The organism is Stieleria magnilauensis (genome assembly GCA_007753675.1).
Taxonomy (GTDB): Bacteria; Planctomycetota; Planctomycetia; order Pirellulales; family Pirellulaceae; genus Stieleria; species Stieleria magnilauensis.
Map to the genome: position 1 here is coordinate 192722 of CP036432.1, position 23572 is coordinate 216293.

At 53.0% G+C, this 23572-nt stretch carries 27 protein-coding genes; 10 read left to right on the forward strand and 17 right to left on the reverse strand.

Translation table 11 applies throughout. The annotated features are described in order from the left end of the window. Nucleotides 1–153: 153 nt before the first annotated feature. The 4 genes from TBK1r_RS00755 to TBK1r_RS00770 form a co-directional block, all read right to left on the reverse strand. Nucleotides 154–447 (reverse strand): hypothetical protein, encoded by a 294-nt coding sequence (locus TBK1r_RS00755; protein WP_419580822.1) that lies wholly within the window; start codon nt 445–447, stop codon nt 154–156. Nucleotides 448–667: 220 nt separating this feature from the next. Next, a complete protein-coding gene (locus TBK1r_RS00760) occupies nt 668–1474 on the reverse strand; it encodes an N-6 DNA methylase (RefSeq protein WP_145207075.1) in 807 nt (268 codons plus the stop codon). Between the two features lie 126 nt (nt 1475–1600). Further along, nucleotides 1601–1855 (reverse strand): hypothetical protein, encoded by a 255-nt coding sequence (locus TBK1r_RS00765; protein WP_145207076.1) that lies wholly within the window; start codon nt 1853–1855, stop codon nt 1601–1603. A 116-nt stretch (nt 1856–1971) separates the two neighbouring features. Continuing rightward, nucleotides 1972–2961, reverse strand: a complete 990-nt coding sequence (locus tag TBK1r_RS00770) for an ArdC family protein (RefSeq protein WP_145207077.1) — start codon at nt 2959–2961, stop codon at nt 1972–1974. A gap of 488 nt (nt 2962–3449) precedes the next feature. On the opposite strand from TBK1r_RS00770, the gene TBK1r_RS00775 reads away from it, so the two are divergent. Next, entirely contained in the window at nt 3450–3686 is a 237-nt protein-coding gene (locus TBK1r_RS00775; RefSeq protein ID WP_145207078.1) for a hypothetical protein, read from the forward strand. A gap of 74 nt (nt 3687–3760) precedes the next feature. Then, a complete protein-coding gene (locus TBK1r_RS00780) occupies nt 3761–4063 on the forward strand; it encodes a hypothetical protein (RefSeq protein WP_145207079.1) in 303 nt (100 codons plus the stop codon). Nucleotides 4064–4286: 223 nt separating this feature from the next. Here the strand turns inward: TBK1r_RS00780 and TBK1r_RS00785 are convergent, their stop codons facing one another. Genes TBK1r_RS00785 through TBK1r_RS00795 form a run of 3 tightly spaced genes read right to left on the reverse strand, consistent with a single transcriptional unit; the run spans nt 4287 to nt 5363 of the window. Then, a complete protein-coding gene (locus tag TBK1r_RS00785; RefSeq protein ID WP_145207080.1) occupies nt 4287–4634 on the reverse strand; it encodes a helix-turn-helix domain-containing transcriptional regulator in 348 nt (115 codons plus the stop codon). Nucleotide 4635: 1 nt separating this feature from the next. Next, on the reverse strand, nt 4636–5046 hold the full coding sequence (locus TBK1r_RS00790; protein ID WP_145207081.1) for a PIN domain-containing protein: 411 nt from the start codon (nt 5044–5046) through the stop codon (nt 4636–4638). Then, nucleotides 5046–5363, reverse strand: coding sequence for a hypothetical protein (locus TBK1r_RS00795; protein ID WP_145207082.1), 318 nt, complete (start codon nt 5361–5363; stop codon nt 5046–5048). The genes TBK1r_RS00790 and TBK1r_RS00795 overlap by 1 nt, the downstream gene beginning before the upstream one ends. A gap of 181 nt (nt 5364–5544) precedes the next feature. Between TBK1r_RS00795 and TBK1r_RS00800 the strand changes: the two genes are divergently transcribed. From TBK1r_RS00800 to TBK1r_RS00815, 4 genes are all read left to right on the forward strand, one after another. Further along, nucleotides 5545–5757, forward strand: coding sequence for a hypothetical protein (locus TBK1r_RS00800; protein WP_145207083.1), 213 nt, complete (start codon nt 5545–5547; stop codon nt 5755–5757). 9 nt (nt 5758–5766) lie between these two features. Beyond that, nucleotides 5767–6069: a hypothetical protein gene (locus TBK1r_RS00805; protein ID WP_145207084.1), complete on the forward strand. Its 303-nt coding sequence runs from the start codon at nt 5767–5769 to the stop codon at nt 6067–6069. Between the two features lie 242 nt (nt 6070–6311). Continuing rightward, complete coding sequence (locus tag TBK1r_RS00810) at nt 6312–6797, forward strand: hypothetical protein (RefSeq protein ID WP_145207085.1); 486 nt, start codon at nt 6312–6314, stop codon at nt 6795–6797. A gap of 346 nt (nt 6798–7143) precedes the next feature. Continuing rightward, nucleotides 7144–8139, forward strand: coding sequence for a ParA family protein (locus TBK1r_RS00815; protein WP_145207086.1), 996 nt, complete (start codon nt 7144–7146; stop codon nt 8137–8139). 68 nt (nt 8140–8207) lie between these two features. On the opposite strand, the gene TBK1r_RS00820 is transcribed toward TBK1r_RS00815, so the two are convergent. The 5 genes from TBK1r_RS00820 to TBK1r_RS00840 form a co-directional block, all read right to left on the reverse strand. After that, nucleotides 8208–8606 carry a hypothetical protein gene (locus TBK1r_RS00820; RefSeq protein WP_145207087.1) on the reverse strand — a complete coding sequence of 133 codons (399 nt, stop codon included), beginning with the start codon at nt 8604–8606 and terminating at the stop codon, nt 8208–8210. Nucleotides 8607–9453: 847 nt separating this feature from the next. Next, nucleotides 9454–9957, reverse strand: coding sequence for a GNAT family N-acetyltransferase (locus tag TBK1r_RS00825; protein ID WP_145207088.1), 504 nt, complete (start codon nt 9955–9957; stop codon nt 9454–9456). Beyond that, entirely contained in the window at nt 9957–10289 is a 333-nt protein-coding gene (locus TBK1r_RS00830) for a type II toxin-antitoxin system TacA family antitoxin (RefSeq protein WP_419580824.1), read from the reverse strand. The genes TBK1r_RS00825 and TBK1r_RS00830 overlap by 1 nt, the downstream gene beginning before the upstream one ends. A 286-nt stretch (nt 10290–10575) precedes the next feature. Continuing rightward, on the reverse strand, nt 10576–10779 hold the full coding sequence (locus TBK1r_RS00835; protein WP_145207089.1) for a hypothetical protein: 204 nt from the start codon (nt 10777–10779) through the stop codon (nt 10576–10578). Nucleotides 10780–11934: 1155 nt separating this feature from the next. Beyond that, entirely contained in the window at nt 11935–12444 is a 510-nt protein-coding gene (locus TBK1r_RS00840) for a hypothetical protein (protein ID WP_145207090.1), read from the reverse strand. A 913-nt stretch (nt 12445–13357) separates the two neighbouring features. On the opposite strand from TBK1r_RS00840, the gene TBK1r_RS00845 reads away from it, so the two are divergent. The 4 genes from TBK1r_RS00845 to TBK1r_RS00860 all read left to right on the forward strand — a co-directional run bounded on the left by TBK1r_RS00845 (nt 13358) and on the right by TBK1r_RS00860 (nt 16341). Continuing rightward, complete coding sequence (locus tag TBK1r_RS00845; protein WP_145207091.1) at nt 13358–13648, forward strand: hypothetical protein; 291 nt, start codon at nt 13358–13360, stop codon at nt 13646–13648. Nucleotides 13649–13698: 50 nt separating this feature from the next. Further along, on the forward strand, nt 13699–14226 hold the full coding sequence (locus tag TBK1r_RS00850) for an ORF6N domain-containing protein (protein ID WP_145207092.1): 528 nt from the start codon (nt 13699–13701) through the stop codon (nt 14224–14226). A 252-nt stretch (nt 14227–14478) separates the two neighbouring features. Then, nucleotides 14479–15270, forward strand: a complete 792-nt coding sequence (locus TBK1r_RS00855) for a hypothetical protein (protein WP_145207093.1) — start codon at nt 14479–14481, stop codon at nt 15268–15270. A gap of 120 nt (nt 15271–15390) precedes the next feature. Then, a complete protein-coding gene (locus TBK1r_RS00860) occupies nt 15391–16341 on the forward strand; it encodes a tyrosine-type recombinase/integrase (RefSeq protein ID WP_419580825.1) in 951 nt (316 codons plus the stop codon). A 77-nt stretch (nt 16342–16418) separates the two neighbouring features. On the opposite strand, the gene TBK1r_RS00865 is transcribed toward TBK1r_RS00860, so the two are convergent. The 5 genes from TBK1r_RS00865 to TBK1r_RS00885 form a co-directional block, all read right to left on the reverse strand. Then, nucleotides 16419–17372: a hypothetical protein gene (locus TBK1r_RS00865; protein WP_145207095.1), complete on the reverse strand. Its 954-nt coding sequence runs from the start codon at nt 17370–17372 to the stop codon at nt 16419–16421. 695 nt (nt 17373–18067) lie between these two features. Beyond that, nucleotides 18068–19105 (reverse strand): DUF1573 domain-containing protein, encoded by a 1038-nt coding sequence (locus TBK1r_RS00870; RefSeq protein WP_419580826.1) that lies wholly within the window; start codon nt 19103–19105, stop codon nt 18068–18070. Nucleotides 19106–20000: 895 nt separating this feature from the next. Beyond that, nucleotides 20001–20897 carry a ParB/RepB/Spo0J family partition protein gene (locus TBK1r_RS00875; protein WP_145207097.1) on the reverse strand — a complete coding sequence of 299 codons (897 nt, stop codon included), beginning with the start codon at nt 20895–20897 and terminating at the stop codon, nt 20001–20003. Next, on the reverse strand, nt 20898–21710 hold the full coding sequence (locus TBK1r_RS00880; protein WP_419580827.1) for a ParA family protein: 813 nt from the start codon (nt 21708–21710) through the stop codon (nt 20898–20900). It abuts the gene before it with no gap. Nucleotides 21711–22042: 332 nt separating this feature from the next. Continuing rightward, entirely contained in the window at nt 22043–23488 is a 1446-nt protein-coding gene (locus tag TBK1r_RS00885; RefSeq protein ID WP_419580828.1) for a replication initiator protein A, read from the reverse strand. Between the last annotated feature and the right edge of the window lie 84 nt (nt 23489–23572).

The window sequence follows — 23572 nt, forward strand, 5'->3', positions numbered from 1 at the left end:
TTAGGGAACGAAGCGTTTAGACTTTCCATTCGCGTTGTATTTTTCAGAAATGTCTCGTTGCCCATCACCGATACGCAATACGTGGTATGAGTGCGATCCCCTTTGTTTCGGTGGATAGGACGGCAACGGACTCGGCGCCGGAGTGGAAGGGGCCTATCGGCCGCCCTCCTCGTTTCCATTGTCACTGTTGGCGTCCGCTCGGTTGGCTGCTTTGAGTTCGGCTATGCGGGTTGCCACCTGAGGGATCAAAACACCCAGTTTCAGATTGTCGAATTCTGAGAGGGATGACGTGTCCTGCCAATTCCCATCGGCGTCGGTGTAGCTGCGGACGTAGGTAACCGAGTAGCGGTCCGGTTTGCCGTCCTTGCCGGCGTTCTTCCAAATCACGCCTTTGACGCCTCCGAAGCGGATTGTGTCGGCTGGCTTGTTGGTTTGTGTCTGTGTCATGGCTTTGTCCTTTCGTTGTTGGTTGACCATGGTCCGCGTTCCCGCCGCGGTGGAAAGTGCATCTGCCAGGGGTTTCGCGCAAGCGACCGGGCGAAGACTAGCGCAGCGACGCTCTGCAGGCCGGCCCTTGCCGATGGACTTGCAATCGTGGCAGCGTGTCCAATCAGTCATCCGATGACGAAATGGATCGTTCCCTGACACCAGATCAATCGCACGCCTGTTAAAACAAATCAAGCTGCGATGGTGGTGGGCTGTCATCGTCGGGAGATGGTGGCCAACCGGCCGGTTCATGGTCGTCTGGATTGTCAGCAGCGTGCCGCGACTGTGAAACAGATTTGGACGTCTCTTTTGGCACCGGGTGATAATTGAACGGCGATTGCTCGACCGGTACTTCGGTAATCACACCGCCCGTCGACCAGTTCATACCGATGCGATAGACGCGGTGGCACTGAAGAGTGAGGGTGTTTTGCCAAACGGCCCAACCGCGCAATCCGTTCAGCCCCAGATTGATCGCCGTCATCTGCGCCGCACGGTGGTCGACATCTTGTCCAGTGAATTCCCAGTGCGGCTGATGCCTGGCTACGCTGAGCAGCATCCTCCCCGATCCACATGCTGGGTCACACACCGACTTGCGATCTGGCGTCCGCTCAGTGGGAATGGTCAAAGCTCCCATCAAATCGCAGACGCTCGCCGGCGTAAAGAACTGACCACGTTCCCCATAGGTGATCGCCCCGGTGAAGATGTCGCCAAGAACGTCCTCCCCGGTCTCCGCCATCACATCAACCATGGTATGGAATGCGGTTTTGAGCGTGTCGGCGCCGCGTTCCGGCATCGTGCCCTTATCGTATCCCTTGGCGATGATGCTGAGATACTCTTCTTCGGCCGTTTGACCGGACAAGGCGCAGCGTGACAGCGTCACGAAATCCTCGAAAACCTGCCCCCTACTGAGTCCACTTTGATTGCTCGCCTTGTCAAAGAGCTCGACAATGCCCTTGCTACCCGCGATGAGGTATTGTTCGTTCGCCACGCCGTCCTACCTTTCGGTGGCGGCGGTCTTCTCCTGTGTGCGTGTCATGTGCCTGCCCTTACTCTATCTGCGTTTCCTAAATCTGAGTCTTCTCACAGATCGAAATGACGTTGGTATCAAGAATAATCATTGGCCCAACTCGGGTGGAGTAACCGGATGGCCGCGCAACTCCTCGAGTTTGCCCTCTTCAAGCCCGAGATTCTCAAAGCGTTTCGCTATACGACTCCCCAAGCCCTTTTCGCGCTCAACCCTTCTCTTATGCAAAATCTCGACAAGCAACGAGACAACAAACGTGTCAAACGGCTGGCCTTGCTCTGACGCCAACTCTTCGAGCTGCTGCACATGCTCTGGATCAATATTGCGAATCTGAATGTCCGTCATTTCTATTCTCCTTGCCGCACAATGCCAGCTTCCTCTTGCGTTGTCAAACTTCCACGCTTCCCGCATTCTAACTGACGGGTTGAGCATTTCCGTACCAGAACCGCACGGGACACTGACTAGAATAAGTCTAGTTGTGCTGCTGCTTTTTTCTCGGGTTGTTCCTCGACGGACCTGTCTGGCGACATATCAGCTGGCTTGCTGACTTTGGCAAAGTCTTCACCCAAAATCAGATCCGCAGCCTTCTGGGCCGCCCCAGCAGCTCCAACGACCAGCCGTTTGTCACCTTTGAGGACATCGATCCAGCTTTGCAGGTAGGATGCCGATTGCTCGATGGTCGGCGGACTGATCCCGGCTGCGGCGCACAAGAACGCTGCGCCCATTTCGGCGATCAATTCTTCGCGGCTGTAGTCGGGCGATCCGAATGGCGCCAGATCGGTATCCAGGCCTCGGTTCAAGCGGTCGCTATGCCCTGTCGAGTGAGAAAGTTCATGAAAAAGCGTACCGTAGAAACTCTCGCGGCAATCGAACCGATCGGGATCCGGCATGTGGACGCTGTCGGTACTGGGGCGATAAAACGCCCGCCGCCCGCCATCGTGGCGAATTGTCGGTTTTGATTTGTATCCGGCGACAATGCGCTCCGCTTCGGCCAGTGGTTCAAACGGGATCGCATCTGGATCATCTTTGGGGGCATCGGGAACCTGGATGCCATCGATCTGTTCGACGTTGAATGCGGTGTAGTGTTTGAGTACCGGAACTTCGACCGGCTCGCCCGTTGTTTTATCCTTGGTGGCGTACAGTTTCCAAAACGTGACCAAGGAACCCTTTTCGCCTTTGCGGACCTGGCCGCCAGCCGATTGGGCTTGTTTGAAGGTCATCCAGTAATCCGACGAATACCCGGATTCCCAGGATCGCATGCCGAGCAACACGACGTTGATTCCGCGGTAGCGTTTGCCGCTGTCCAAATTCTTCGGCCAGCCGTCGCCGGTGCCGCGTTTGATCGGGTTTCTCCAAGGGGCAGTGCCCTGTTCCAGGTAGCCGATGATCCGATCGGTCACTTCCTGGTAAATATCGCGTTTAGGTTTCTTGGTGTGTTTTCTTGATGCCATGCCGCCCTACGCTTTCGGGCGGGCTTGTCCTTGGATGCGTGTCATGTGACTGCCCTTTCTGTCATTGTTTGTGTTGTAGCGGCGCTCCGTTTTTGCCACGGTTCGCCTCAAAATGTCAATTCGGTTTGCTCGCCGGCTCCTCGGTGCGATTGCGAATGGCTCATTCCGCATGGCGAACACGAAGAGCAAAGACTCGCTTGGCCGGATCCCGGTTTTTGGATCTCTCGCTTGGCTTTGTTACGTTGTCCTTCTTGCCGATTGACCATGCAAGCGAAATCCCCGCCTGGTCGCCGTCGGTGCTGCAAGGGTTTTCGCGGCCACGCGACCGGCCGAAGACAAGCGAAGTGATGTTCTGCAGGCCGGCCCTTGTCAGCAGAGACGGCAACGTGGGACGCTGCAGGGATCATCAATTGGCAGGAGGAGGATGGAATACACGACGCCGACAAATGCCTTGACAAAAGCAGAGGAACTGTGCCAGGGTCTGCCGCATGACACCTGAGCGACTGTATGAACTCATCAATGCCTACGCCGACGAGGCGGAATTACCCCTTGAGGAACGGGCATTGCGATTGGCGATCGCAGATCGCATGAACGACATCGGAACGGATGATCTTCATGATCTCACCTACGGACTGGCCGCAGACGGATTGCTGGACGACGCATCCCTGAATGCGTTTCTGATTCATGCCGATGCGATCGTGGATGAGAAGATCGAACGGTCGTAAGATCTGCCACAACGGATCGACCGGCTCTGGGAATTTCATTGACACCGCGCCGCGGTCTCTGGCACGCTTGCACAATGGATCCTGATCAGACATTTACCGAGATGTTGGATGCTTTTGGCCACGGCGACTACGAAGGCGCAGCAGAGCACGCGAACAATTTGGCCCATTGGCTCAACCGCGGCGGATTTCCTCCTGTACTCGAAGTCTCAACACGCGTGAAACAAACGTTTACGGTATCGGACCAATTGGCCCGTGAATTCTGCCATGCCGCGTGTCGCCTGGTGCTTGACCAACACGAAACCGGCTGCGATCTGGATTTCACATTCGAAATAGGTGACGTTTGTCAGGAAAAACCGGAGGGGCCGGGCATGTCTTAGCCGCCGCAACCATCCGTCTCGCAACCAATCTATTTGGGCAATTCCGTGCGCGTGACCTCGTCCCGCAATAGAAGAGCTCAATAATGCGATCGTTTGCAGGAGAGTGTGAAATACTACGCTAAGGTCCAGATGTTTACGCCGCGCCAAAAAAGGTTTTTCGATAGAATCCGTAAATGTCGTCGTGATCTGGATTTTCGTTTTTCTGCGTCGTCATTCCCCTTTGTCATGCCAATTCACGCTCCCGTTGATGGGACCGGCGTTTTTCGACGACTCCAAGAACAATGCCTTCGTTTCGCTGTAGAGCTTCCATGATCGCAGCAAGATTGTTGCTGCTCGGATTGCCTTTTGGACCAAGCATTCTTTTCAGGCTCGACGACGTCATTTCAAGTTGCCGAGCCAGAGCTTCAAATCCGACAGTTGCCTTCACGTAGTCGCGAAGAATTTCGCGGCCAGCATCGGGTTCGCCGGTGACGAATGCTGACGCTGCCTTTTCAAGCAGTCCAACTCGAAACGCCTTGCTTGCGTCGGCTCGCTTCTTGGTTGTTTCAACAAACTCACGCGACAATGGCATTTCAGGTGCTCCCTTCCTGCGTGATGAGTTGTAGACCAGGAATGCCTTCGAAGTCTCTGCGGTTGTTTGTCATCAGCGGAATGCCGTATACCACTGATGTCGCGGCTATCCAGCCATCTTCTGGTTTCAATACACGACCGCGTGACTTGGCCTCTGCTCTGATTTGTCCCCAACACCTACAAATCTCAGTTGTCGGCATAATGCTCAAAAAGTTTTCGGAGAGATAGGCTCGCAATTCGCCAAGACGCTTTTCAGCCCAGTTGCGAAGAGCGGCCCCATGTTCGAGTTCGCCGATCGTCATGAATGAAACAAACGGTTCCGCACTGGCAAGCGTCGGGCCATAGAATTGATCGAAACGTGGGTCCGCTCTCAGTCCGTACGAAACGACGTCCGTATCAACGAGCACCCGCATTAGAGTGGATCCCTGTCTTGGCCCGCATCTCTATCCGCGTAGATGGGCTTTAAGAACTCTTCGGCTGTCTCGCCTTCTGGAGCAATGTTGACCGAAAGCCTTCGCCAATCGGTAACCACCCTTGAACCTTGTTCTTCGATGATCTCATCCAGGGAAACAGAGTCTCTCATGCGCTCAATTGGATTGGCGTGCCCGACAGCTTCGCCCCGCCGTTGCTTAAAGGCTTCAGTAAGGCTTTCGATAGCGGCGACAAAGTCACCAGTCTCGTAGGCTTTGGCAATGTCCCGCTGCAGGTCTTGGAGTGTTGTGTGTTGCATGGTTGTTTCCTCCGTCAATCTCGAACCGCCCAATAGTAGCACAAATGCGACGACAAAGACAAGAAACTTTGCCCGATGCTCCGCAGGTGTTCAACACCGGTGAAGCGGATACCTGAACGAATTGCAAGCCCATGAAGGAATCTGTTTGACTCGCTCTCACGAACGGTGCTAACTGGGGATCATGAGCATTACCGAAGCCGAAAGACAAGCTATTGAAGAAAAGCGGCGGTGTTTCAACGCCCTGAAGGAAGTCGCCGAAACAGCCATCGCCGAAGGACTGGCCGAACGGTTTGACGATGCTCTGGTCGATTTTGTTGCCACCGCACGGTTCATCGACAAACGCCTTGGCACCGATACAACAATCCGGCGTATCGGAGCAATCACGGACAAGTAGTGGCAAGCAATGACTAAAATCGACCTTGAGACCTTTGAAACGAGTGAAATCTTGAAAGCCGTGGACTATCTCGATCGTCTGCGTGCTCTACTGGCTGATAGCGATTTCGGAGAACCATCGATCCGCGATGACTTGCTCAGACTGCACAAACTGGCGATGAACGCGAATGGCGAGGATGCAACCGAACTGGCCAACCATGCATTCGAAGTCGAATGTCAAATTGACGATCTATCAGAGGCAGTCGACAAGATTCAGAGCATCCTGATGAAAATCACCAGAAGTATCTATGACGATGACGAGGAAATCGATTGACTTCGTGTGAATCGTTGCATGTAATTGCCCGCCAGCCGAGGTGGTTCGTCGTGTTGGGGCAAAACACGAACGCCAGCGACCCGGCCAACGGGCCGATACATTCTAGCTCATGCGGCTTCAGCGCGTCCGTCCCTCTGACTCTGACGTTGCTTGATCAACTCCTTCATGGCGGATTCAATCCGAAAGAGCGGTAATTCCAAAATGGCGATTCTGTTTGCGTGACCTTGTCCCGCGTTTCGGGAGTGTTAAAATCTCAGATAGGTCCTCCACCATGCCTACCCAAAGAACTTTCGATGCCGCGAGCGAAATACATCGTCACCGCCGAGGATGTCGTGCACGCCACCTTCTACATCAGCGGCCGCCTGCAGGTGGCCGGATTTGCATGGCCGGAATCAGTGTCACATGATGATGCACGGCGGGAATTTGTTGCCGCGGCCGACATCAAAGCAAAACATGGTCGTGCAGCCGCCGTAAACACCTGGTGCGAAACCTATCTCAGCACGGATGACTGGAAGAGGTTGAAGCTGGCCATCCGCAAACGTCGGTATCGCAAGGAACATCACGACGAGCAACAAACCATCACGGTGTCAAAAAAGGCACACGACTTGTTGTCAAAAGTGGCATCGCGTGACAGCGTCACGTTTTCCGAGGCGCTTGAACATTATCTGTCCAAGGCATTGAACGCATCACGCGGCAGGGCACCGACCCGTCGTTCTCGCAATCGGTGATGCATCCAGACGAAGTCGAACAGACCGACGTCTGCGTATGATGTCGGGTTCGCCGCATCTTTCCGGCTTCGAAGATCAAAGCTGGTGCAGGCAACACCCAATTCGCGGCAGACGTCCTTGCATGTCCCGCTTCCGGCCATAGGATCGAGACCCTGCCCGGTCGATCCGGGTAGGACTACCGGTTCAGAGGGCTTGTTCCCGCACATGCCTTGCGGATGACGTCTCCCCCTAACCGAGCCACCACGTACGTATCGGCGGATTGCAACTGCCTCGGGTATCGCTTGACGGCCGGTGACGTCAAAATACTGACAGGCACGACGTCATATCTCCAATAATCCCGAAGTAAATGAAAAAGCTAACACTCTTCAATCACAAAGGCGGCGTCGGGAAAACTACGCTCACAGTGAACATCGCCGACGCGTTAGGGGCGATGGGTCATACGGTCCTGCTAGTTGACGCGGATCCACAATGCAATTTGACGTCCTACTACCTCGGAGAGAAGGAAATTGATGAACTGTTGGGTGAATCAGATGATGACGAAGAAGGTGACACGATGTGGAGTGCGATCAAGCCTGTGGTCCGAGGTCGCGGCGATACGAAAAAGGTCACGGTTTACGAGACCAATCGTGAGAACGTACTCCTCGCTCCTGGTGATGTACTTTTAGCTGACTACGAAGAAGAACTTCCGGACGCGTGGACCCGCTGTTTTGCAAGAAATCCACGCGGGTATGACGTCTTCTGCGCGATGCGAAGTGCTGTCGATAAGCTGGCCAGCGAGTACGATGCTGATATTGTAATGTACGACGTGGGACCGAATGTCGGGCCCCTGAATCGATCTGTTTTGCTGGACTGTGATCACTTCATCACTCCGGTCACTGCAGACTTGTTTTCGCTGCGTGCACTCTCTACGGTCGGGCGATCCGTCGGGAAGTGGATTACGGACTGGAAAACGATCTATGGACTCGCTGATGAAGTAGCAAAAACACAGATTCCAGACGGGCGACCGCACTATCTCGGATACATCGCTTCAGCCTTCAAGGTTAACGTCGGCACGCGAAAAACTAATCCACACGCCCAATGGGAAGGGAAAATTGCGCCACGAGTGAAGTCGCGAGTCGTGGATGTGCTAGAAGCTATCGACAGTGACCTCGGTCCCACTGGGTCAAACAAGATTGGCGACGTGAAACACTTTCAGAGCCTAGCACCATCTGCCCAGGCGGAAGGCGTTCCGATTGGAAGCCTTCGCGGCAAAGTGAATCCGGGATACAACGCAACGATCAAACAGGCTGAGCAGACTTTTGAACGATTGGCTCAGGACATCGTTTCCCGAATGGGCATCTAGCATTCGTCCATGCAGCTTAACCCGACTTTCTGTTCCAATAGTACTCAGACCCCAAATAAAAGCAACGATCACTGGCTAGACTTGCTAATTGGAAGCACGAGAGTCCGCTCATCGTCGTCACGCGATTCAAGCTTCACAAAACCATGGTGAAGATAGAACGCTTCAGATTCTTCGTCCTTCGCGTCAACCAACATGTCGATGCCGGATTTAGATTGAACCACTTTGGCGGTAGTGGCTGATGATTCAGTTGCGTGATGTCTGGCTGAAAAGTCGCGCATTGGCGCTTCGAGTTTCGTGAAGGAAATTTCTAGAATTTTGTTCGCTCGGAGGTCCGCAGTTCGAGGTTGCCATTCCAGGTTCGTTGCCAGAGAAAGATCTCGAATAGTTTTCGGACGTGGCAACTTGAGGTCTGCAGTGGCCGTTACCGTCCGCTCGCTATCCACAACGTTGTCTCGAGCGAGTTTCACACCGGCACCGGGACAAGCCGGTGGGAACGCATTGGGGCGGCAAGGATGCCAACGTGAACTCTCGCACGGATGCGACACACCGCACGCGGGAATAGGCCAGTGTGTTCCAGGCCGGGAGTTCCGCTTCTAAGGTCTCATGCACGCAGTTCATCAGCGTCGCGCCCGCAAACTTCGTGTTGATCTCTTTGGTGCAATTCAGAAATCTGAGGGCGCGTGACTCCCCAGCATTGGCGCGTCGTGTGTTCGGGCGGATTCACTCTTTTAGTAAAAGAAAAACAACTCGGACCACAAGACGCGTGTCACGGGGGAGCCATGCGCCTGTTGGCAAACGTTGGGCCCAATGAGATCAAGACGCCTGACGCGGAGAAACGCTGATGACCTACGGCCAGTAGATTCGAGAATCTCGCGTCAGCGCTGCGACTCTGCGCTTTCACGCAAAACGTCCCAACCGTAAGCACAGAGATGTGGTCAAAGTAAGAAGCAATTCGATTGAACTCAACTTGTTGTTTAAGCGACTTTATGAGGATCAGGGCCAAGGGCGTTTTCACTAACCGCTGGACAAGCCAGGCGTTTGCGAAAACGCTTGCGATCGTGCTGGCGGATGCGCACACCAAAGCAAAGAAACAACGGGTAGACTTGGATATTCAAGACCTACCCATCGTTCCTTTTTTGGAACACGTATTCTGGAACACGTAAGTTGGACCGACGAAGTCTACATGAGCCAAATTGCAATTGGCCGCCATCCGGTTGCCGCGCGGCAACCGCGAATGCGTCGTTCCAATCTAAATCGTTAAAAGTCAGATTGAGATCAAACAGTATTTTCTAACGTCTCGGTCGTCAATGCTCTTCACTCCAATTCTTCAAGAATCTTGGCGACACCAGCGGATGTATCGCCTGATAAGACCGTCATCGAACTATGGCGGCCAGAGTCAGCCACCCCGCCATAATGGTTCAATGCGTGGCCGCCATCGACAACCAACAAGGCAAAAGCCCCAACGTTGAGCGTGGCAACCTTCTTCGTTGCATCGAATAGCAGTGCCTGAGCGAGACCAACGCCTTGTGCAGATTTCGCGACCGCCAAACGTCCCATGACGACGACGGGAACAACTTGATAACGCGGGAGTTTCTGGCTCAAGGAAGTTGGTAAACGGTCCAGATCGAGCGACCCTGACGAGAGCGTGTAGAAGCCTGATACGGCCTCCGAATCATCATCTACGGCGACGAAACAAACCGCGTAACGTTTCCGCTGATCCTGACCGGCTTGACGTTGAAGATACCGGTTTAGGGCTTCAGTGCCACAATCGAATTCGCTTCGGTCGTGTTTTGCCAGTTTCTCGATCCGAAACGGCATTACGAGGAGAGGATGAGTTGTTCGTGGATCGCCTTCGCCTCTTGCATCGCTTTGTTCGGTGGTGGCGGATTGAGGATAAGTTCCGCAAAGCGGATTTGGCTTTCCTCCGTCAATCGGATCACGCGGGTCCGATGAAGCGTCTTCTCGGCTCGCTCTTTGGCAGAAGCGACAAGGAACTCGGACACAGAGCAGCCTTCAAGATCGGCAGCCTCCATGATGAGCTCACGGACATCCGGCTCAACGCGGGCTTCGATGCGTTCGGTTTTCAGAGATTTGGTCATATCAATCGTCTCCATACCACCATTGTACGTCATTTGTACGGCGTTTTTCAAGCATTTTCGTTCACCACCCCGTATTTCGCTGTCTTTTCAAACGATTTCAATGGTTTGCCTCCCTACCGCCGCATGCCAATGTCAAGGCTGTCAGCTATTGGGGCTAATCCAGAAAGGTGACCAGGGGCAACTCTTCAGCTGCCCGAAGATCAAGCAAAGAAGTCATAATGGACTTTCACTCGATTACGATTTGTCGCTAAAAAACGCACCGCGGCAGTACCGCGATGCATTCTCCATGATGGATGCAATGGCTTGAAACCCGGAAAAGTATCAGCCATTTCCATCTCTAGGCGGGCGGAAGGTCTTCGGACTTTTCGTCCGTTTTTTGTTGGGCGTCCTCCCAATTACGACCCCAAATTTCAATCCGATCCATGCCAATCTTGACCTTGCCCCCAATCAAAAGCACGAAAAGTAAAACTAGGGCAATCAGAAAGGCAACCAGTGTGAATTCGCCGGATGGAAACCAACCGACTACGGCCGCATACTCCATAAGCAATCTCCGTTGAGGAAAAAATGTGCGCCACCCTATGACGGCTAGCAGATGTCTCCCTTTCGCGTCAAGGCAATTTGTCAGAATCCAAATCACCGCACGAACACTCGACTAATTACCTAGATCGTCAGAACTCCAGAGCACGATCGAGAACAAATTGTAAAATTTACAATTCGTAATCTCGTCTGAAAATCTGAAGAACACCCCACCAAGAAACGATGGCGATCGCAGATGTTCGGCTGCACCAGATCGGCATCACGGATGAAGCCGTATGGCGTTAGATGCGTTTGGAAAGATGGCGGATTAGGCCCCGAACATTCTCGACCATGCAGAAGCAATTCTAGCCATTGTCAAGATCACGATGAAAACTCTGTGCCGTCCGCCAAGGTTCTGATTTGCCACTACGGATGGAAGCCCCAAGGATTAGTCAGGGCGACGCTTGCAAATTGGACATCGCGGTACCCAGGACTTTGGACCTGGCTATTGAGCTTGGCGTAAATCTCGCCGGCTTTCCTCGCGTGTTGTTCACCGAAGGCCAAGATGCGATATTCAAAATCGATGATGAGCAATTCGTTGAACGCCTCGCCGATCGCGGCAAAACCACCTCACTGTCCAAAACGGCAACCAAAACTTCCTACCCCTTACTTGCGTGACCCTGTCCCGCTTTTCGAGGTTTGCCAGACTAACGGTGCAGATTTTCTTCCAGAAAATCAGACAAAACTCCGGCAGTGTTGAGAGAGGGTGGTTAAAAATGTAGTTGCGAGTTTTTTGTTCCAGGACCTTGACGGAGCAATGTCATGCGTTGCTTTCTAGCTTTTGTATTGTGTCTGACCTGTTCTTTTCCCGCTTACGGACGGTTGGATCCGACCCCCACTCCACTCGAATTGCGAGGGTTGCTTCCGAATGAGCTGCATTTTCCACTTCTAATTGAGAGGAATACTGTGGATAAGTTGCTACGAATTCAACAAGAACAGATCGAGTCCGCGGAACGCCATGAACGGATACGACAGCTCAGAGAACGATTTGAGCGACTCAAGAAACGGAACAGAAAACAGCCTGCCGAACCGAAACTTGGGATAGCGGAAGAAACCTAGCCCAAATTCACGAATGGAATATGGACTAGGCCGTGCAATAACGTCTCGCGAATTCAATTCGCTAGTAAATTTCGTACTCTTCGCTTAGATCGAGGAAGACTTGAGCGGCCCAATCGCAATGTGATTCCGCATCCAACATAAGTGAAAATGCGGCATTGGAGTTCTGTATTGCACTTACCGACTTGCTGTAGCACAGAGACCAGTTCGAGTTTTCAAATGCGTCAATCGCCGCATCAACGTCGGCAATGCCATCGTCAATTTTATCTCTTGCAGCGTCGTTTTTTGCAGATGCGATACCAACATCACCATACGCGTCGTCCGCGGCTTGGCGATCTGGATGATTCGCTGGCACGTTCCATGAATTCAGCAACGCAATCACCTGATTATAAGCGTCCTCCAGGGTAGTGATTTCGTCGGCCACCCCAATATGGCTGTCGTCCGCTGCTGACACTTCAACCGTGGCGTCATCCAGTTTCGCAGTAGCCTGCGCTTCATTAACTTGTTGGGCACTGGCTGTGCTAACAGTGCAACAGAGTACTGCGACGGCCGTCATTAGTAAACTCTTTGACATCGTTACAACTCTCCACTTGGTGAGGAATACTTGGTGAGCCAAGCGTCGGCCCACTCCATAACTCACTCTATGGAAGAAATAGAAACGATCGAGTTGCGTTTGGGTCCGACTAAATTCGCCTTGGTCCGCGTGGGTCCGGAACCAGATCCTTAGCCATCCTATTCCTGATACACCAGTAGATGGATTCGCCGCCGTCAGCCAATCCGAAGCGTATCACGATGTCGCCAAGCTGCGACCGATTTAGACGTCTTATAGCATTTGCAACACGTTCACGAGGGCAAGTGCCAAACCGATGGGGAATCGGATCGTCTATGACACCTGGCCACCCCTGTTCCTCAAACGCAAGCAGGACAAGCTGTTGATTGGGCGCGGATTGGCGAAACCTTTTGACACTTACATCGCCAAGACACAGAGAATGTGTCGCAACGTCATATCTGGGCTTCGCAGTAACTCTCGATGACTGATCGTTACAGTACTCTGCAACCAGTGAAAACGCACTTATGGTCATGCACTCTTCCCCATCTCACAAAGGCTTTTTGTCTTGCTCCGCACACTAGTAGATAGTGTAGGGAACGTTACGCTTTGTTTCGTTCTAGGCAAGCCATCCCGCGGTATCCTTTTCATCCCGCATTAGCTGCAACCTGGTAAATGCAGCCACCATTTCCAACCGGCGATTTGTGGACAGTTTCCATCTACGATACTGCCTAGTGATGATTTATGTCCCCCCCCGTTCTCCCGCAGAATACCAAGTTCGCACGCGTGCTCTGCCCCTAAGAAATACACCTTAGAACCGAACGGCAAATAAGTGTCGGATCTAGGGAGTGGGATAGCCCCGCCACCTCCGTGATTCCTTCAACTCCCTACCTGCCTTTACCAACACCTTTTACTTCGTATAAAGTGGGTTATACGAAGTTTGAAGACGCCCCGCACCGGGGCCAAATGCGGGCAGGAGGAGAAAGAAATTATGGAAAAGAGAACTCTCACGATCGAATTGCCAGAGCCGTTCTGGAACGTTCTCGATCGCCTCGCGGCGGCCGATTACGAGCAGGCCAACGTCACGGGGCTCACCCAGCATTTGCTCATCGACATCGTTCAGCAGATCCAGAGGCTAGGTGACGATGATTTGGACGACATCACACTCGACTTCGCTCCCGAGATGATCGCGGCGGCGCGGGCCGCTTTAGGCAGTGACGAGGAGGAATAGCAGGTGGGATTGTGGTTGACGTCCCGATCCCATCGTGGCACCGTTGCACGATGGCGGCGATCGAAACCATTCCCCTTGAGCGTATCGAACAGCGGATCATTTTGCTCCGGGGACTGAAAGTCATGCTCGATCGGGATCTGGCAGACCTCTACGGCGTCAAGACGATCGCTCTACGCCAACAGGTCAGCCGGAACATCGACAGATTCCCCGATGACTTCATGTTCCAAATCACGGCCGAAGAAGCCGATGCGATGGTATCACAATCTGTGATACCATCGCGGCGGAGCCTTGGCGGATCCCTGCCCTACGTCTTCACACAAGAGGGCATCGCCATGCTTTCAAGCGTGCTCCGGAGCGAGCAGGCCGTCGCCGTGAACATCCAAATCATGCGGGCCTTCGTCAAGCTGCGGCAGTGGCTTGAAACGCACAAAGACCTGGCTAACAAAATCCAGAACCTGGAGACCAAATACGATGAGCAATTTCAAGTCGTCTTTGATGCGATCCGAAAGCTGATGGAGCCACCCCCGGTCCCGCCGTCACGCCGAATCGGATTTGCCATCCACAACGATGATGACTGACTTAAAGCTCGCCTGCGCAGCGGAGAGACGCAGTGATGAACCATCGCGACCGCACTTCAGCAACCAGTCACCAACCGCCGAATTTTTGGCGGCAGCTTTCCGACGGGTTCACTCAAATGGCACATCGAACGGCTGCGGAACGCATCGCCGCAATGACGCGGCCTCCGACCGTAGGGATAAGTGAAGAAACCAGAGATCTTGCAGTGAAGTGCTTGAGCGAAACGCGAGCGACAGAACAACAGGGAACGGCAAATGACACAACCACCGGAACACGACTCACTGGCCAAAGCGATCGCATGGGGCGAGGCCTTGCAGGAGGCGATCGACAACGACAAGCCACTGCCCTTCTCCCATCGTGTCGCCGGATTCGAAACCGATCAGACGCCGGCTGCCTTGGCACATTGGGCCGAATATGCGAACCGAGCCATGGCAACGGAGAATGCCAGGCCGTCGTGGATCGCGTTGTTTGCGTATTATCTAGACCAAGATTCCCTCCTGAAGAATTTTGAGTGCCTGCATGCCGTCCTGCGCTGCATTCAGCGGGAACGGGATGGCTCGGCCGGTACGATGCGTGGTGCCCATCTCTACGCCGCCGAAATCTTCGGTTACAGCTTTGCCAATTACCGGGACCATTTGGGCATCGGCAACATTCGCTACGAAGACCTAATGCCCCGCGCCGCCAAACGCCTGTGCCTGGCCGTGAAAGAGAACTGGCCACTCGCCAAAGTCGCGGCCGAGCACGACGTCAACACCGATGATGCGGCCTCGCTCATGCAAGCCGCCAAGGCGGCGATCGAAGTGCTGGAAGCGCCGACGCCGGCCGCCTACTTTCGCACCTCTATCACACACCTGGTGCAACAGGCCAGTGAAAAGGGACTGAACACGGACGATGACATCACACGGCTGGTCACGCAGATTTGTTACCGCGTCTCTGACCTTTCGTGTCTGCTCGACATGGAAGATGCAACCCTCGCCGATTACTGCAGCGACTTCCGGGAGGAGCCGGACGACGTGGCCGACAGCGACGACGATTTCGGCATCTAAATAAACCCCCGTGCAAAGGAGAGCACCATGACCAAAACCGACCTGATCACGACACCCGAAACTGCCCTGCCCCCGGCGTTTGGCGGATCGCTTCCAACCGATCGCATCAAACTGCGCCCGTTGATCGCCCAAGCCTTCGAAGCCTGGCTGTCAAAGACCGAAAGCACGGCGACGCGCACCGCTTACCGCAACGACGTCAAGCAGTTCATGGCGTTTCAGGGGCTCGAGATTGAGCAATTGGAAGCGATGACGCAATTCGTGCCCGATGACGTAACCAGGTGGCGTGATTATTTGCTTGCCGCCGGCGGACGCCCCGATCACGAAGGCAATCCCACCCCCGGAGAAAACTCAACCGTCGCGCGCAAGATCACGTCCCTTCGCTCGTTCTTTTCGTTTTTACAGAACTACGGCTATCGCGGTGCCAACCCGGCGGCGCCCGACTTCGTCAAATCCCCAAAAGTATCGGACAAAGGATTGACGCCATCGATCCTACCCAAACGTGTTGGACACTTACTCGATGCACCCGATCCCGAGACGCCATCTGGTATTCGCGACCGCGCGGTGCTGGCTGTTTTTGCCTACATGGCGCTTCGCGTCGATGAATTGCACCACATCAATGTCGGCAACATCAGCCGTGACGGTGAACACACGGTCATTCGCATCAAGGGCAAGGGCAATGAAATCCGCCGCGGCGTCATCCCGCCAATCGCAGCTGCGGCCGTCACTGAATGGATTACGGTTGCAGGCATTGCCAACGATCGCTCCGGACCGTTGTTTCGGCCGGGTGCGTCCGCTCGCGGACAGGGCCGCGATGGGTTTGTGCGCCGGAGAATGACCGTGCGGGCCATTCAGCAGCTGGTCAAGAAGCACTGCCAGGCCGTCGGCATCGATGAAGAGGTCAGCGTTCACTCACTCCGCGTGACGGCTGCAACCGAAGCCGACAAAGCAGGTATTCCGCTGATCGATATTCAGCACTGGTTAGGCCACAAAGATCCCCGGACAACCTTGCGGTACATCCGAGGCGTGGAGAATTTAGACCGCAGTCCCGCCTATACTATCCGGTATGGCTAATACATTTTTCGTGAAACCCGCACCCGACACTCAGCTCCTATACCTTCTCCTTCGCGAAAAGCAAACACGTCCTAACGCTACGGTTTGTCAAACAGCTCTAAAACAGGGCGTGCCCAATCCACTTTCGCGTCAAATGGGAACGTTAAATCCTTGCTGCTCGCAACCCATTCAAACTTCAATTTCGTATTGGTCCAGTCATCTCCGTCATTACAACCCACCGAATCTATCTGCACTTCCGAAGGCAAAACAAACTCCTTCTTTCCCAACCGCACAGACGCATACTTGGTCTGAACTAGTGAATCGACACGCTCTTTTAGCCTTACTTCCGACGGCTTTTGCCTCTGCGTTTTTTTCGATCTCCACTCCACTCTAATCGGATAGGAGTTAAACTTTTCGTCAAACGTAACATCGACTACAGCACCTGGATCTCCCTGTATATCCCACCACCCCAACACTTCCCCCCCTAGCTTTTCTTCCGCGCCATTAATTCGTCCATTTAGTACAAAGTACTTTTCCACGTACTCCTTTGGAATTTCGCTAGCGATGTATGCTCCGTCGTTGGCCAACGGCAGATTAAACACATCAAACTTCGGATATTTGGTCTTAACTCTCTGCGGCACACCCTCTGGCAACTTAACCTTCATATCGCGCATCACATCCAGACGGTTCCGGTACCCGATTCGTCGATAGTGCAACACCCCATTCTCGAACGTTTGCTCCCACGAGACCCTATTCATTCCACTGCTTGGACGGAAGTCGATCCCAGTGGCGAAGTACCGGTATCCATCATCTCCTTTCTTCTCTACCACCAAATGGGTAATTCCCATTTCAACAAAACTTTTACCTATCGTACCCTCAACCCGCGTACCGGTAGCCTTACACGCTACCCAATCAGGAAGGTCAGACCTGGCGAACGCAAAGTCCGCCATCATTCCGTCACATTTATCAACGACGGATTGCGCCCAACCCACCGCCGGAACGGCAATCATGCTGACCGACACAACGCATACCCAACACGCTTTCAGTTTCATGCCAATGTTTTCCACACAGGTACAACTTCTACCGCAATCCTTCGAACGCCAACTGTTTCCGCGGCACCGTCACCCACGCTATATCGATATTGCCAACTTATCGACTCACCCCTAGACCTTCCAGGAACTTCCATATACGCCACAGCAACCCTGCACTCAGGGTCAATCGATGGAAGACCTACCGGGTGCCCGCGATTCGTTAACTTCGTTGGCCGACCACTTCCTATGGACACTGCAGGTTTATATTCAAGTAATACTCTTCGCGAAAATCCGAGTAATACGTACTCAATTTCGTCACACATTCCTTGACATTATTGACTGTTTTGCATTCGCAATCTGCATGCGAATAGCAGTCGAAAGAGTCTGTGTACTCGACCTCATAATCACCAGATCCTCCAACAGCCGTTCCATCCCACGTCCGCCCTCCATAGTAGTCCTCAAGATCGGCGTCGTGTCCTGTTTGACAAAACCACATCCCAGACCCAACCGGCTGCTCCACGCAAGAAAGCTCGCAATCCGTATCTTGTGGAAAATCAAAACAACTTTCCGTCTGCTGCGTGTAGTACCGACAAGATTGCCCGTTTGCATTTACACAACTGAAGGCCCAACATACGGCCACGCCCATAAACAAACACACTCTCCACATCGCTATCTCCCATGTTTTTCTGCATCGAATCCAAATCCATCAACACACATCAGTGAAAGAACAACCGTATCGAGAAAACCTTCCGACCGTCGTCTAAATATCCGTATGCCTCGATTGGCACCGCGTTCTTATTCTCCTGAATCCAAGCACTCGCGATTTGCAGACTTATCTGAACAGATGTCGGAGTAATATCAGTGCATTCAATTTCGGCTGGAATTGCACCTATCTTGTCCCCGCTCTTCGAAACACCAGTCACGGAAATACGACTGCCGTCACTAAGCTCTTGCAAAACCATCTCGTTTCCGTAAACAGCCGTTTTAAATCGCGAGAACCCATCACCTGGCTTGGCAAACACCGTCTTAGGATACACGATCAACCGCGAAGAATCGTGTATCCTCAACAGCACAAAACTCTCTGCCCTACCTTCCCTAACAGCCAAACGAACTGTTTCGTCTTTCTGCGATTTGCGGAACTCTGCTTTATCGATTGTTACTGCGATGCGATTACTTCCATCCGCATCTTTCAACTCAGTTTTCAATAAGAGCGGTGAACTCGCGACCACAGACGTCACCTTCCCGTCCTTAGGAAAATTTCGCAACAGTCGAATTTCGTTTTCGACCCCTACCTTAGCGATATCTATAACACCCGGATCCAAGGAAAACCGGTGTTTGGCCTTACCAACCACCCAGAGCCGTATTACCTCCGAACTTTCTCCATACCTGAACTCAACAAACCGCCCAAATTCACCCGAACTGTCGGGAGTGAACGTTATGTATACATTTGTCGAGTCGCCAGGCTTTACCTCTGCGGGTATTGGAATGGAGGTAATACACCCGCAAGAAGACTTACGCCGATCAAGTTTCAGCAGTCGGCTAGACTTGTTGATAAGCTTAATCCGGAATGTTGAAGAATATTCCACTTCAACATCTGGCGTAGAAAACTTTTGTTCGAGCGAGCTATCCGTGAACGTCACTTCACCCAAAGAGATCGCTTTAATCTCGGATTCGAGAATGCCAGGACGTTCCTGAGCAACCACGCCCTCAGAAAGTGCCAACGCTAAAACTGCTAACACTAAATACAAGATCACGAAGATAGCCCCACGAAAAGAACAAATTCAATCTCGTAACGCCCCTAACTTAGAACGAGACGATCTGCAGATCCGTAACTCAACCAAAATATCGATCTCAAACATCGAGTCAAGACAATTCCGGAGAATTTCTGCTAACGAACTAGTCCGACGTCCTTATTTCGCGTCTTATTCAACTTTTTCCAGTGTGGGATACAACAATTGCCAATGGTACCCGCAGCGCAAAAACTCATCGATGCGACGATGAGTTCTGGAGTTTCACTCTGACGAATGTTGAAATTGGCATTAGCTTGGTGAGCCATTCGGGCCGTGAAATTCATTCGTGCACCAGAAAATGCTTTTCATGGCGATTGGAACTATGTGATCCTGCAAAAACCGCGGTAGTCTATTTTGGGTTCTTCGCGGAATTTAGTCGCAAACTCGTGACCGTGAAGCTCGCCTGGGCCGAACTCATGGTGGTGGATTTTCGGAGGCATTTGCTCCTGCGTCCAATGATTGTTTGCAACGTTCGTTGGTACTCGGTAGGCTTCATGGTGCCGGGAAAAACGGACTCAGGCTCTGCGAGGACGCGGGCCTGGGAAGGGATATCTCGGTCGATAGCGCGCCAACGGTGCAGCAAGCCCTTGGCGGAATCCCTCCGCCGCGGGCTTGCCTTCTTGCACATTGGACGCAGGAGCAAATGCCTCAAAAAATCCCTACCCTGGGTGGATGCCACTAAATTCCGCGAAGAACCCTATTTTGAGACGACTCCTAAGCGATCGGTGAGAGCGTGGCGACACAATTCAAATCGATATAGCCTCCAGCGTGATTACAACGAAGAAAACATCTTCGAACACATGAACTGGGAAGCCCGTCTACGCCGCGGAATGAATATCGCCTTGTAGTTTACAATGCACTATGCAGCCTTGACGCGTCCGTCACCTTGGATCTGCTTTAGCCACTGCTTTAAGACGACAGCAATTTCGGCCTGAGTGACACGTTTCTTTGCTGTCGCCTCGATTTTGATCCCATCCGCCGAAAACGACTTTTTAGTGCGTGGACCGGACGATGCACCCTTCCCCACCCCTTTCCTCATTTTGACGGTTTCAGCGATTTCACCGTAGCTACCCCCCTCTTTGTAAGTTGTGATCATCTGGCGTTGTGCTTCCTCGGTCTTGAGTTTAAGCACCTCGCGGATGACACTTGGCGGGATCGATCCCTCTGCGACGTCGCCCTGAATATCTTCAGGGAGTGTCAGTAGACGCACCGATCGCGCCACCTTGCTGTCGCTGAATCCGATCTCTTTGGCCAAGTCTTTGGCGCTGCAAGGAAGGCCACTGGCTTTTCGGTCATCCATAATCTTGCGAAACGCCCTCGCTTCTTCGATCGGATTGAGATCTTGGCGAACGATGTTCTCTAGTAGTTGTAGCTCCGTGATTTCCGCTTCACTGAGTTCATCTTCGTGAATAATGCACTGGATGGTCTCAAAATTCGCCATCTGTGCAGCGCGAAACCGTCGTTCACCCATCAGAACGACGTAGCGGCCACCATCGGCTTCCTCGGCATCCCAGTAAACACGGATGGGTTGCTGCTGTCCTTTGCGCGTTAGGCTATCGGCCAACTCATGCAATTTGTCTTCATCGAAGTCTTCGCGCACCTGTGCCCGCGTAATGATCCGAGACAACTCGATATGGGCGGCGTTTCGGATCATCCGTCGGCCTTCCATTTTTCCGTCAATTGGCTCTGGCGATCGCATTGGCGTGTAGCTCGTGAAGTCGTGGTTATCCATGTTGAAAGAATCTGCTTTGCTCATTTATGCGGCCCTCCGTGATTGGTTTTCTTGCGCGATGCGGTCAATAATTTCTTTGCCAAGCTTGGCGGTCACCCTCGCCGCTTCGCTCGATGAGTCGTGAGACGTAATAGGAAGCCCGTGCTGCTGGGCCTCGGCAAAAGCTATCATCTGCGGAATCACCGTATCGAAGACACGATCGCGTTGAATATCGCGAAGATGTTTTTCCATTGCGTCGTGCAAGCTGAGGCGTGTCCGGCGTTGGCTCAAGAAGTATCCCAGAAATCGCAGTTTCGTGTTCACTTCGTGTGCCGCGGCAAGCTGGGCATCAACACCCGAGATTGCTTGAACACTGAACCGCTCTGGGACAATCGGCGTGATTGCGTAATCCGACGCCAAAAGACTCGCCCAAGTAGGCAAGTTTCCGATATCGGGAGGACAATCAATCACAATGAAATCAAACGACTGATTCGCTTCTGCTACGTAGTCCCGAATACCGAACTGAAGATCGCCGAGCGTGGACGGTTTTGGCAGATTGTGATCCTTCAATCGGTCCGATGCGGGCGTCAAATAAAGGTTCTCAATGTTGGTTGCGTGAACGAGGTCCTTCACCTCGGGGATGTATCGCTCATCAAAGCAAGCAGCGATGGTATTTGACTTGTGCAGGTCGTAGACGCCAGCAGTGCCAAGAAAGAACTTCGAAACCGAGCTTTGCGGGTCGGTGTCAATGATCATCACCCGAGCACCCTGACTCGCAAACAAAGCCGCTATATTGACCGCGTTGGTGGTGCGTCCTACACCGCCCTTCTCCGCAATCATGCAAATGGTTTTGGCCATGGCTTCCCTCCGTGAGTGGTCAGTGGCTTGGATCATCCATCGGCACAAATCACGCTCCGGATGAGTGAAAGGCCACTGGCCTTTTCGCTGCATTTGGCTTCCGACGACTGAGAAGGCCAGTGGCCTTCCTGCCGCAAGTCCTTTTGCGATGGTTAGTTGTGGCGATGGCCACATTGGATGGCCTGATCAAAGGCCGCTAATTTTAGCTTGCCAAGAAAAATGGTGTTTGACAAGACAATTCGTTACCACCATTTCAATTTCTGACAGCCGACAGCTGAAAAGGCCAGTGGCCTTTGCCTTATGCATGACGCGAAGGCCACTGGCCTTTGAGATCACCGTCCCGCGTCGGCCGTCCCATCAAGCAGAGCAAGGACGTAGTCCTCGATCACAATTTTGAGACTACCGACCGGTTCACTCCCCGGTTGCAGCTCGCCTAACGCTTTACGCGCTATCCTCGCCATGAATCCTTCGGTGCGTTCCAGGGCGGCCGCAATCATCTTCTCGTAGTCGCCCGGTGAAAGTGTTGCAACATATGCGGCAACGCGGCTCTCCCGTTCCCGTCTTTGAGCGTCTTCAATTTCCTGCTTCGTCCGCACTTCTGCCAAACGCTTTTCTTCTTCGGCCTGGCGTTTTCGTTTCGCCTGTTCGGCCCGCTCAACGATTGCATCTCGCTCGTCTTTTGGTTTCCAATCGTTTGGCGGTGAATGATCTTCAGTGATGGCCATACGAAGGTAACCGCCCTTGTTGCCAATCGTATAGTCGTTCGGTCTGGATAGTTTCCATTCCAGGATGTCGATCTGATTGCGAATGACTTCGTCGCTGATGCCGGGATCTTCGACAATTTGCCGTGCTGTAACAGGAGTCATGCCGTGCTTCGTCAAGGCTGTGACGAGTTGCCGATTTGTGGATTTCTTTGCCTTGTTTCCGGCCAAAGGAAGCGTTCCAATTTTTGAACGTGTTGCACGAGCAAAATGAACTTGGTAAACGCCGTGCCCAACTTGCGTGTACCGCTGAGCGATGGTCATCGGCTCAAGAAACCCGAGATCAACCAGTTCCTCAATCGCGGGAAACAATTTGCGTTTGAGCTCGGAAGTTTTGTAGTCCCGGCTCATGCCGACATGCTCACATGCGAGCGTGCGGAGGTCGAAGTCAAGTCGCGTCTTGTGGTAGAACCGTTTGTCTAAAAACCCATAGAGTCGTTTTGCCGTTGGCAAACTCAAGTGAAAGAGATCGGCGAGGTTCAGGCGTTTGACGTAGCCGGCACTCAGGCTGTCAAAAAAACGCTGTCCGATACGGACAGACGAGAAGGGGAGTTCGGTCTGTTTCGCGCGACCGGGCCGCCCAGTGTTGTGATCGTTGAGTTCGACATCATCGAGGATGTGAAACCCTTTCAGGTTTCTCCATCGCTCGTCGTCCTTGTCCCACCACGCTTCAAAGTAGATCGTGACTTCCAGCCATTTGCGAAGCGCCCTTTCGATCCGTTTGTAGCTCTTGCCGTTTTGCGGCCACCCCAAGATTTCACAGAGCTGGTAACGGCTGAAATGGATCGTCGACGACGCGAGGTTGTTGACGTGCTTGCCAAGAGCGATCAACGCATGCAAGACATCCATGTCACTGCTTACGGGAACGTTTTCACTTCGGCCAGCCTCAATCACGATGCGGCGGTTTATCGAGCGATTGCGTGCTGAATCGGTTATCTCACTTTCGAATGTCAGCCGCGTGAGACCGGAAGGGACACGCTGCCCGAGATAGAAAAGCGGGAACTCGGCAAAGTTCAATTCGTCCCGTCCTTGCGTCGGGTCGAATCGCTTTTTTGTTTGCTGCTGGACAATCGCTTCCGTCATGCCTGCATCCCTTCCATC

Bases quoted from the DNA above. Each gene is read 5' to 3' on its own strand.
- TBK1r_RS00815 (WP_145207086.1), top strand. From the start codon at position 7,144: ATGAAAAAGCTAACACTCTTCAATCACAAAGGCGGCGTCGGGAAAACT.
- TBK1r_RS00775 (WP_145207078.1), top strand. From the start codon at position 3,450: ATGACACCTGAGCGACTGTATGAACTCATCAATGCCTACGCCGACGAG.
- TBK1r_RS00855 (WP_145207093.1), top strand. From the start codon at position 14,479: ATGACACAACCACCGGAACACGACTCACTGGCCAAAGCGATCGCATGG.
- TBK1r_RS00780 (WP_145207079.1), top strand. From the start codon at position 3,761: ATGGATCCTGATCAGACATTTACCGAGATGTTGGATGCTTTTGGCCAC.
- TBK1r_RS00765 (WP_145207076.1), bottom strand. From the start codon at position 1,855: ATGACGGACATTCAGATTCGCAATATTGATCCAGAGCATGTGCAGCAG.
- TBK1r_RS00795 (WP_145207082.1), bottom strand. From the start codon at position 5,363: ATGCAACACACAACACTCCAAGACCTGCAGCGGGACATTGCCAAAGCC.
- TBK1r_RS00850 (WP_145207092.1), top strand. From the start codon at position 13,699: ATGGCGGCGATCGAAACCATTCCCCTTGAGCGTATCGAACAGCGGATC.
- TBK1r_RS00865 (WP_145207095.1), bottom strand. From the start codon at position 17,372: ATGAAACTGAAAGCGTGTTGGGTATGCGTTGTGTCGGTCAGCATGATT.
- TBK1r_RS00835 (WP_145207089.1), bottom strand. From the start codon at position 10,779: ATGGAGTATGCGGCCGTAGTCGGTTGGTTTCCATCCGGCGAATTCACA.
- TBK1r_RS00880 (WP_419580827.1), bottom strand. From the start codon at position 21,710: ATGGCCAAAACCATTTGCATGATTGCGGAGAAGGGCGGTGTAGGACGC.
- TBK1r_RS00805 (WP_145207084.1), top strand. From the start codon at position 5,767: ATGACTAAAATCGACCTTGAGACCTTTGAAACGAGTGAAATCTTGAAA.
- TBK1r_RS00825 (WP_145207088.1), bottom strand. From the start codon at position 9,957: ATGCCGTTTCGGATCGAGAAACTGGCAAAACACGACCGAAGCGAATTC.
- TBK1r_RS00800 (WP_145207083.1), top strand. From the start codon at position 5,545: ATGAGCATTACCGAAGCCGAAAGACAAGCTATTGAAGAAAAGCGGCGG.
- TBK1r_RS00785 (WP_145207080.1), bottom strand. From the start codon at position 4,634: ATGCCATTGTCGCGTGAGTTTGTTGAAACAACCAAGAAGCGAGCCGAC.
- TBK1r_RS00790 (WP_145207081.1), bottom strand. From the start codon at position 5,046: ATGCGGGTGCTCGTTGATACGGACGTCGTTTCGTACGGACTGAGAGCG.
- TBK1r_RS00755 (WP_419580822.1), bottom strand. From the start codon at position 447: ATGACACAGACACAAACCAACAAGCCAGCCGACACAATCCGCTTCGGA.
- TBK1r_RS00840 (WP_145207090.1), bottom strand. From the start codon at position 12,444: ATGTCAAAGAGTTTACTAATGACGGCCGTCGCAGTACTCTGTTGCACT.
- TBK1r_RS00770 (WP_145207077.1), bottom strand. From the start codon at position 2,961: ATGGCATCAAGAAAACACACCAAGAAACCTAAACGCGATATTTACCAG.
- TBK1r_RS00875 (WP_145207097.1), bottom strand. From the start codon at position 20,897: ATGAGCAAAGCAGATTCTTTCAACATGGATAACCACGACTTCACGAGC.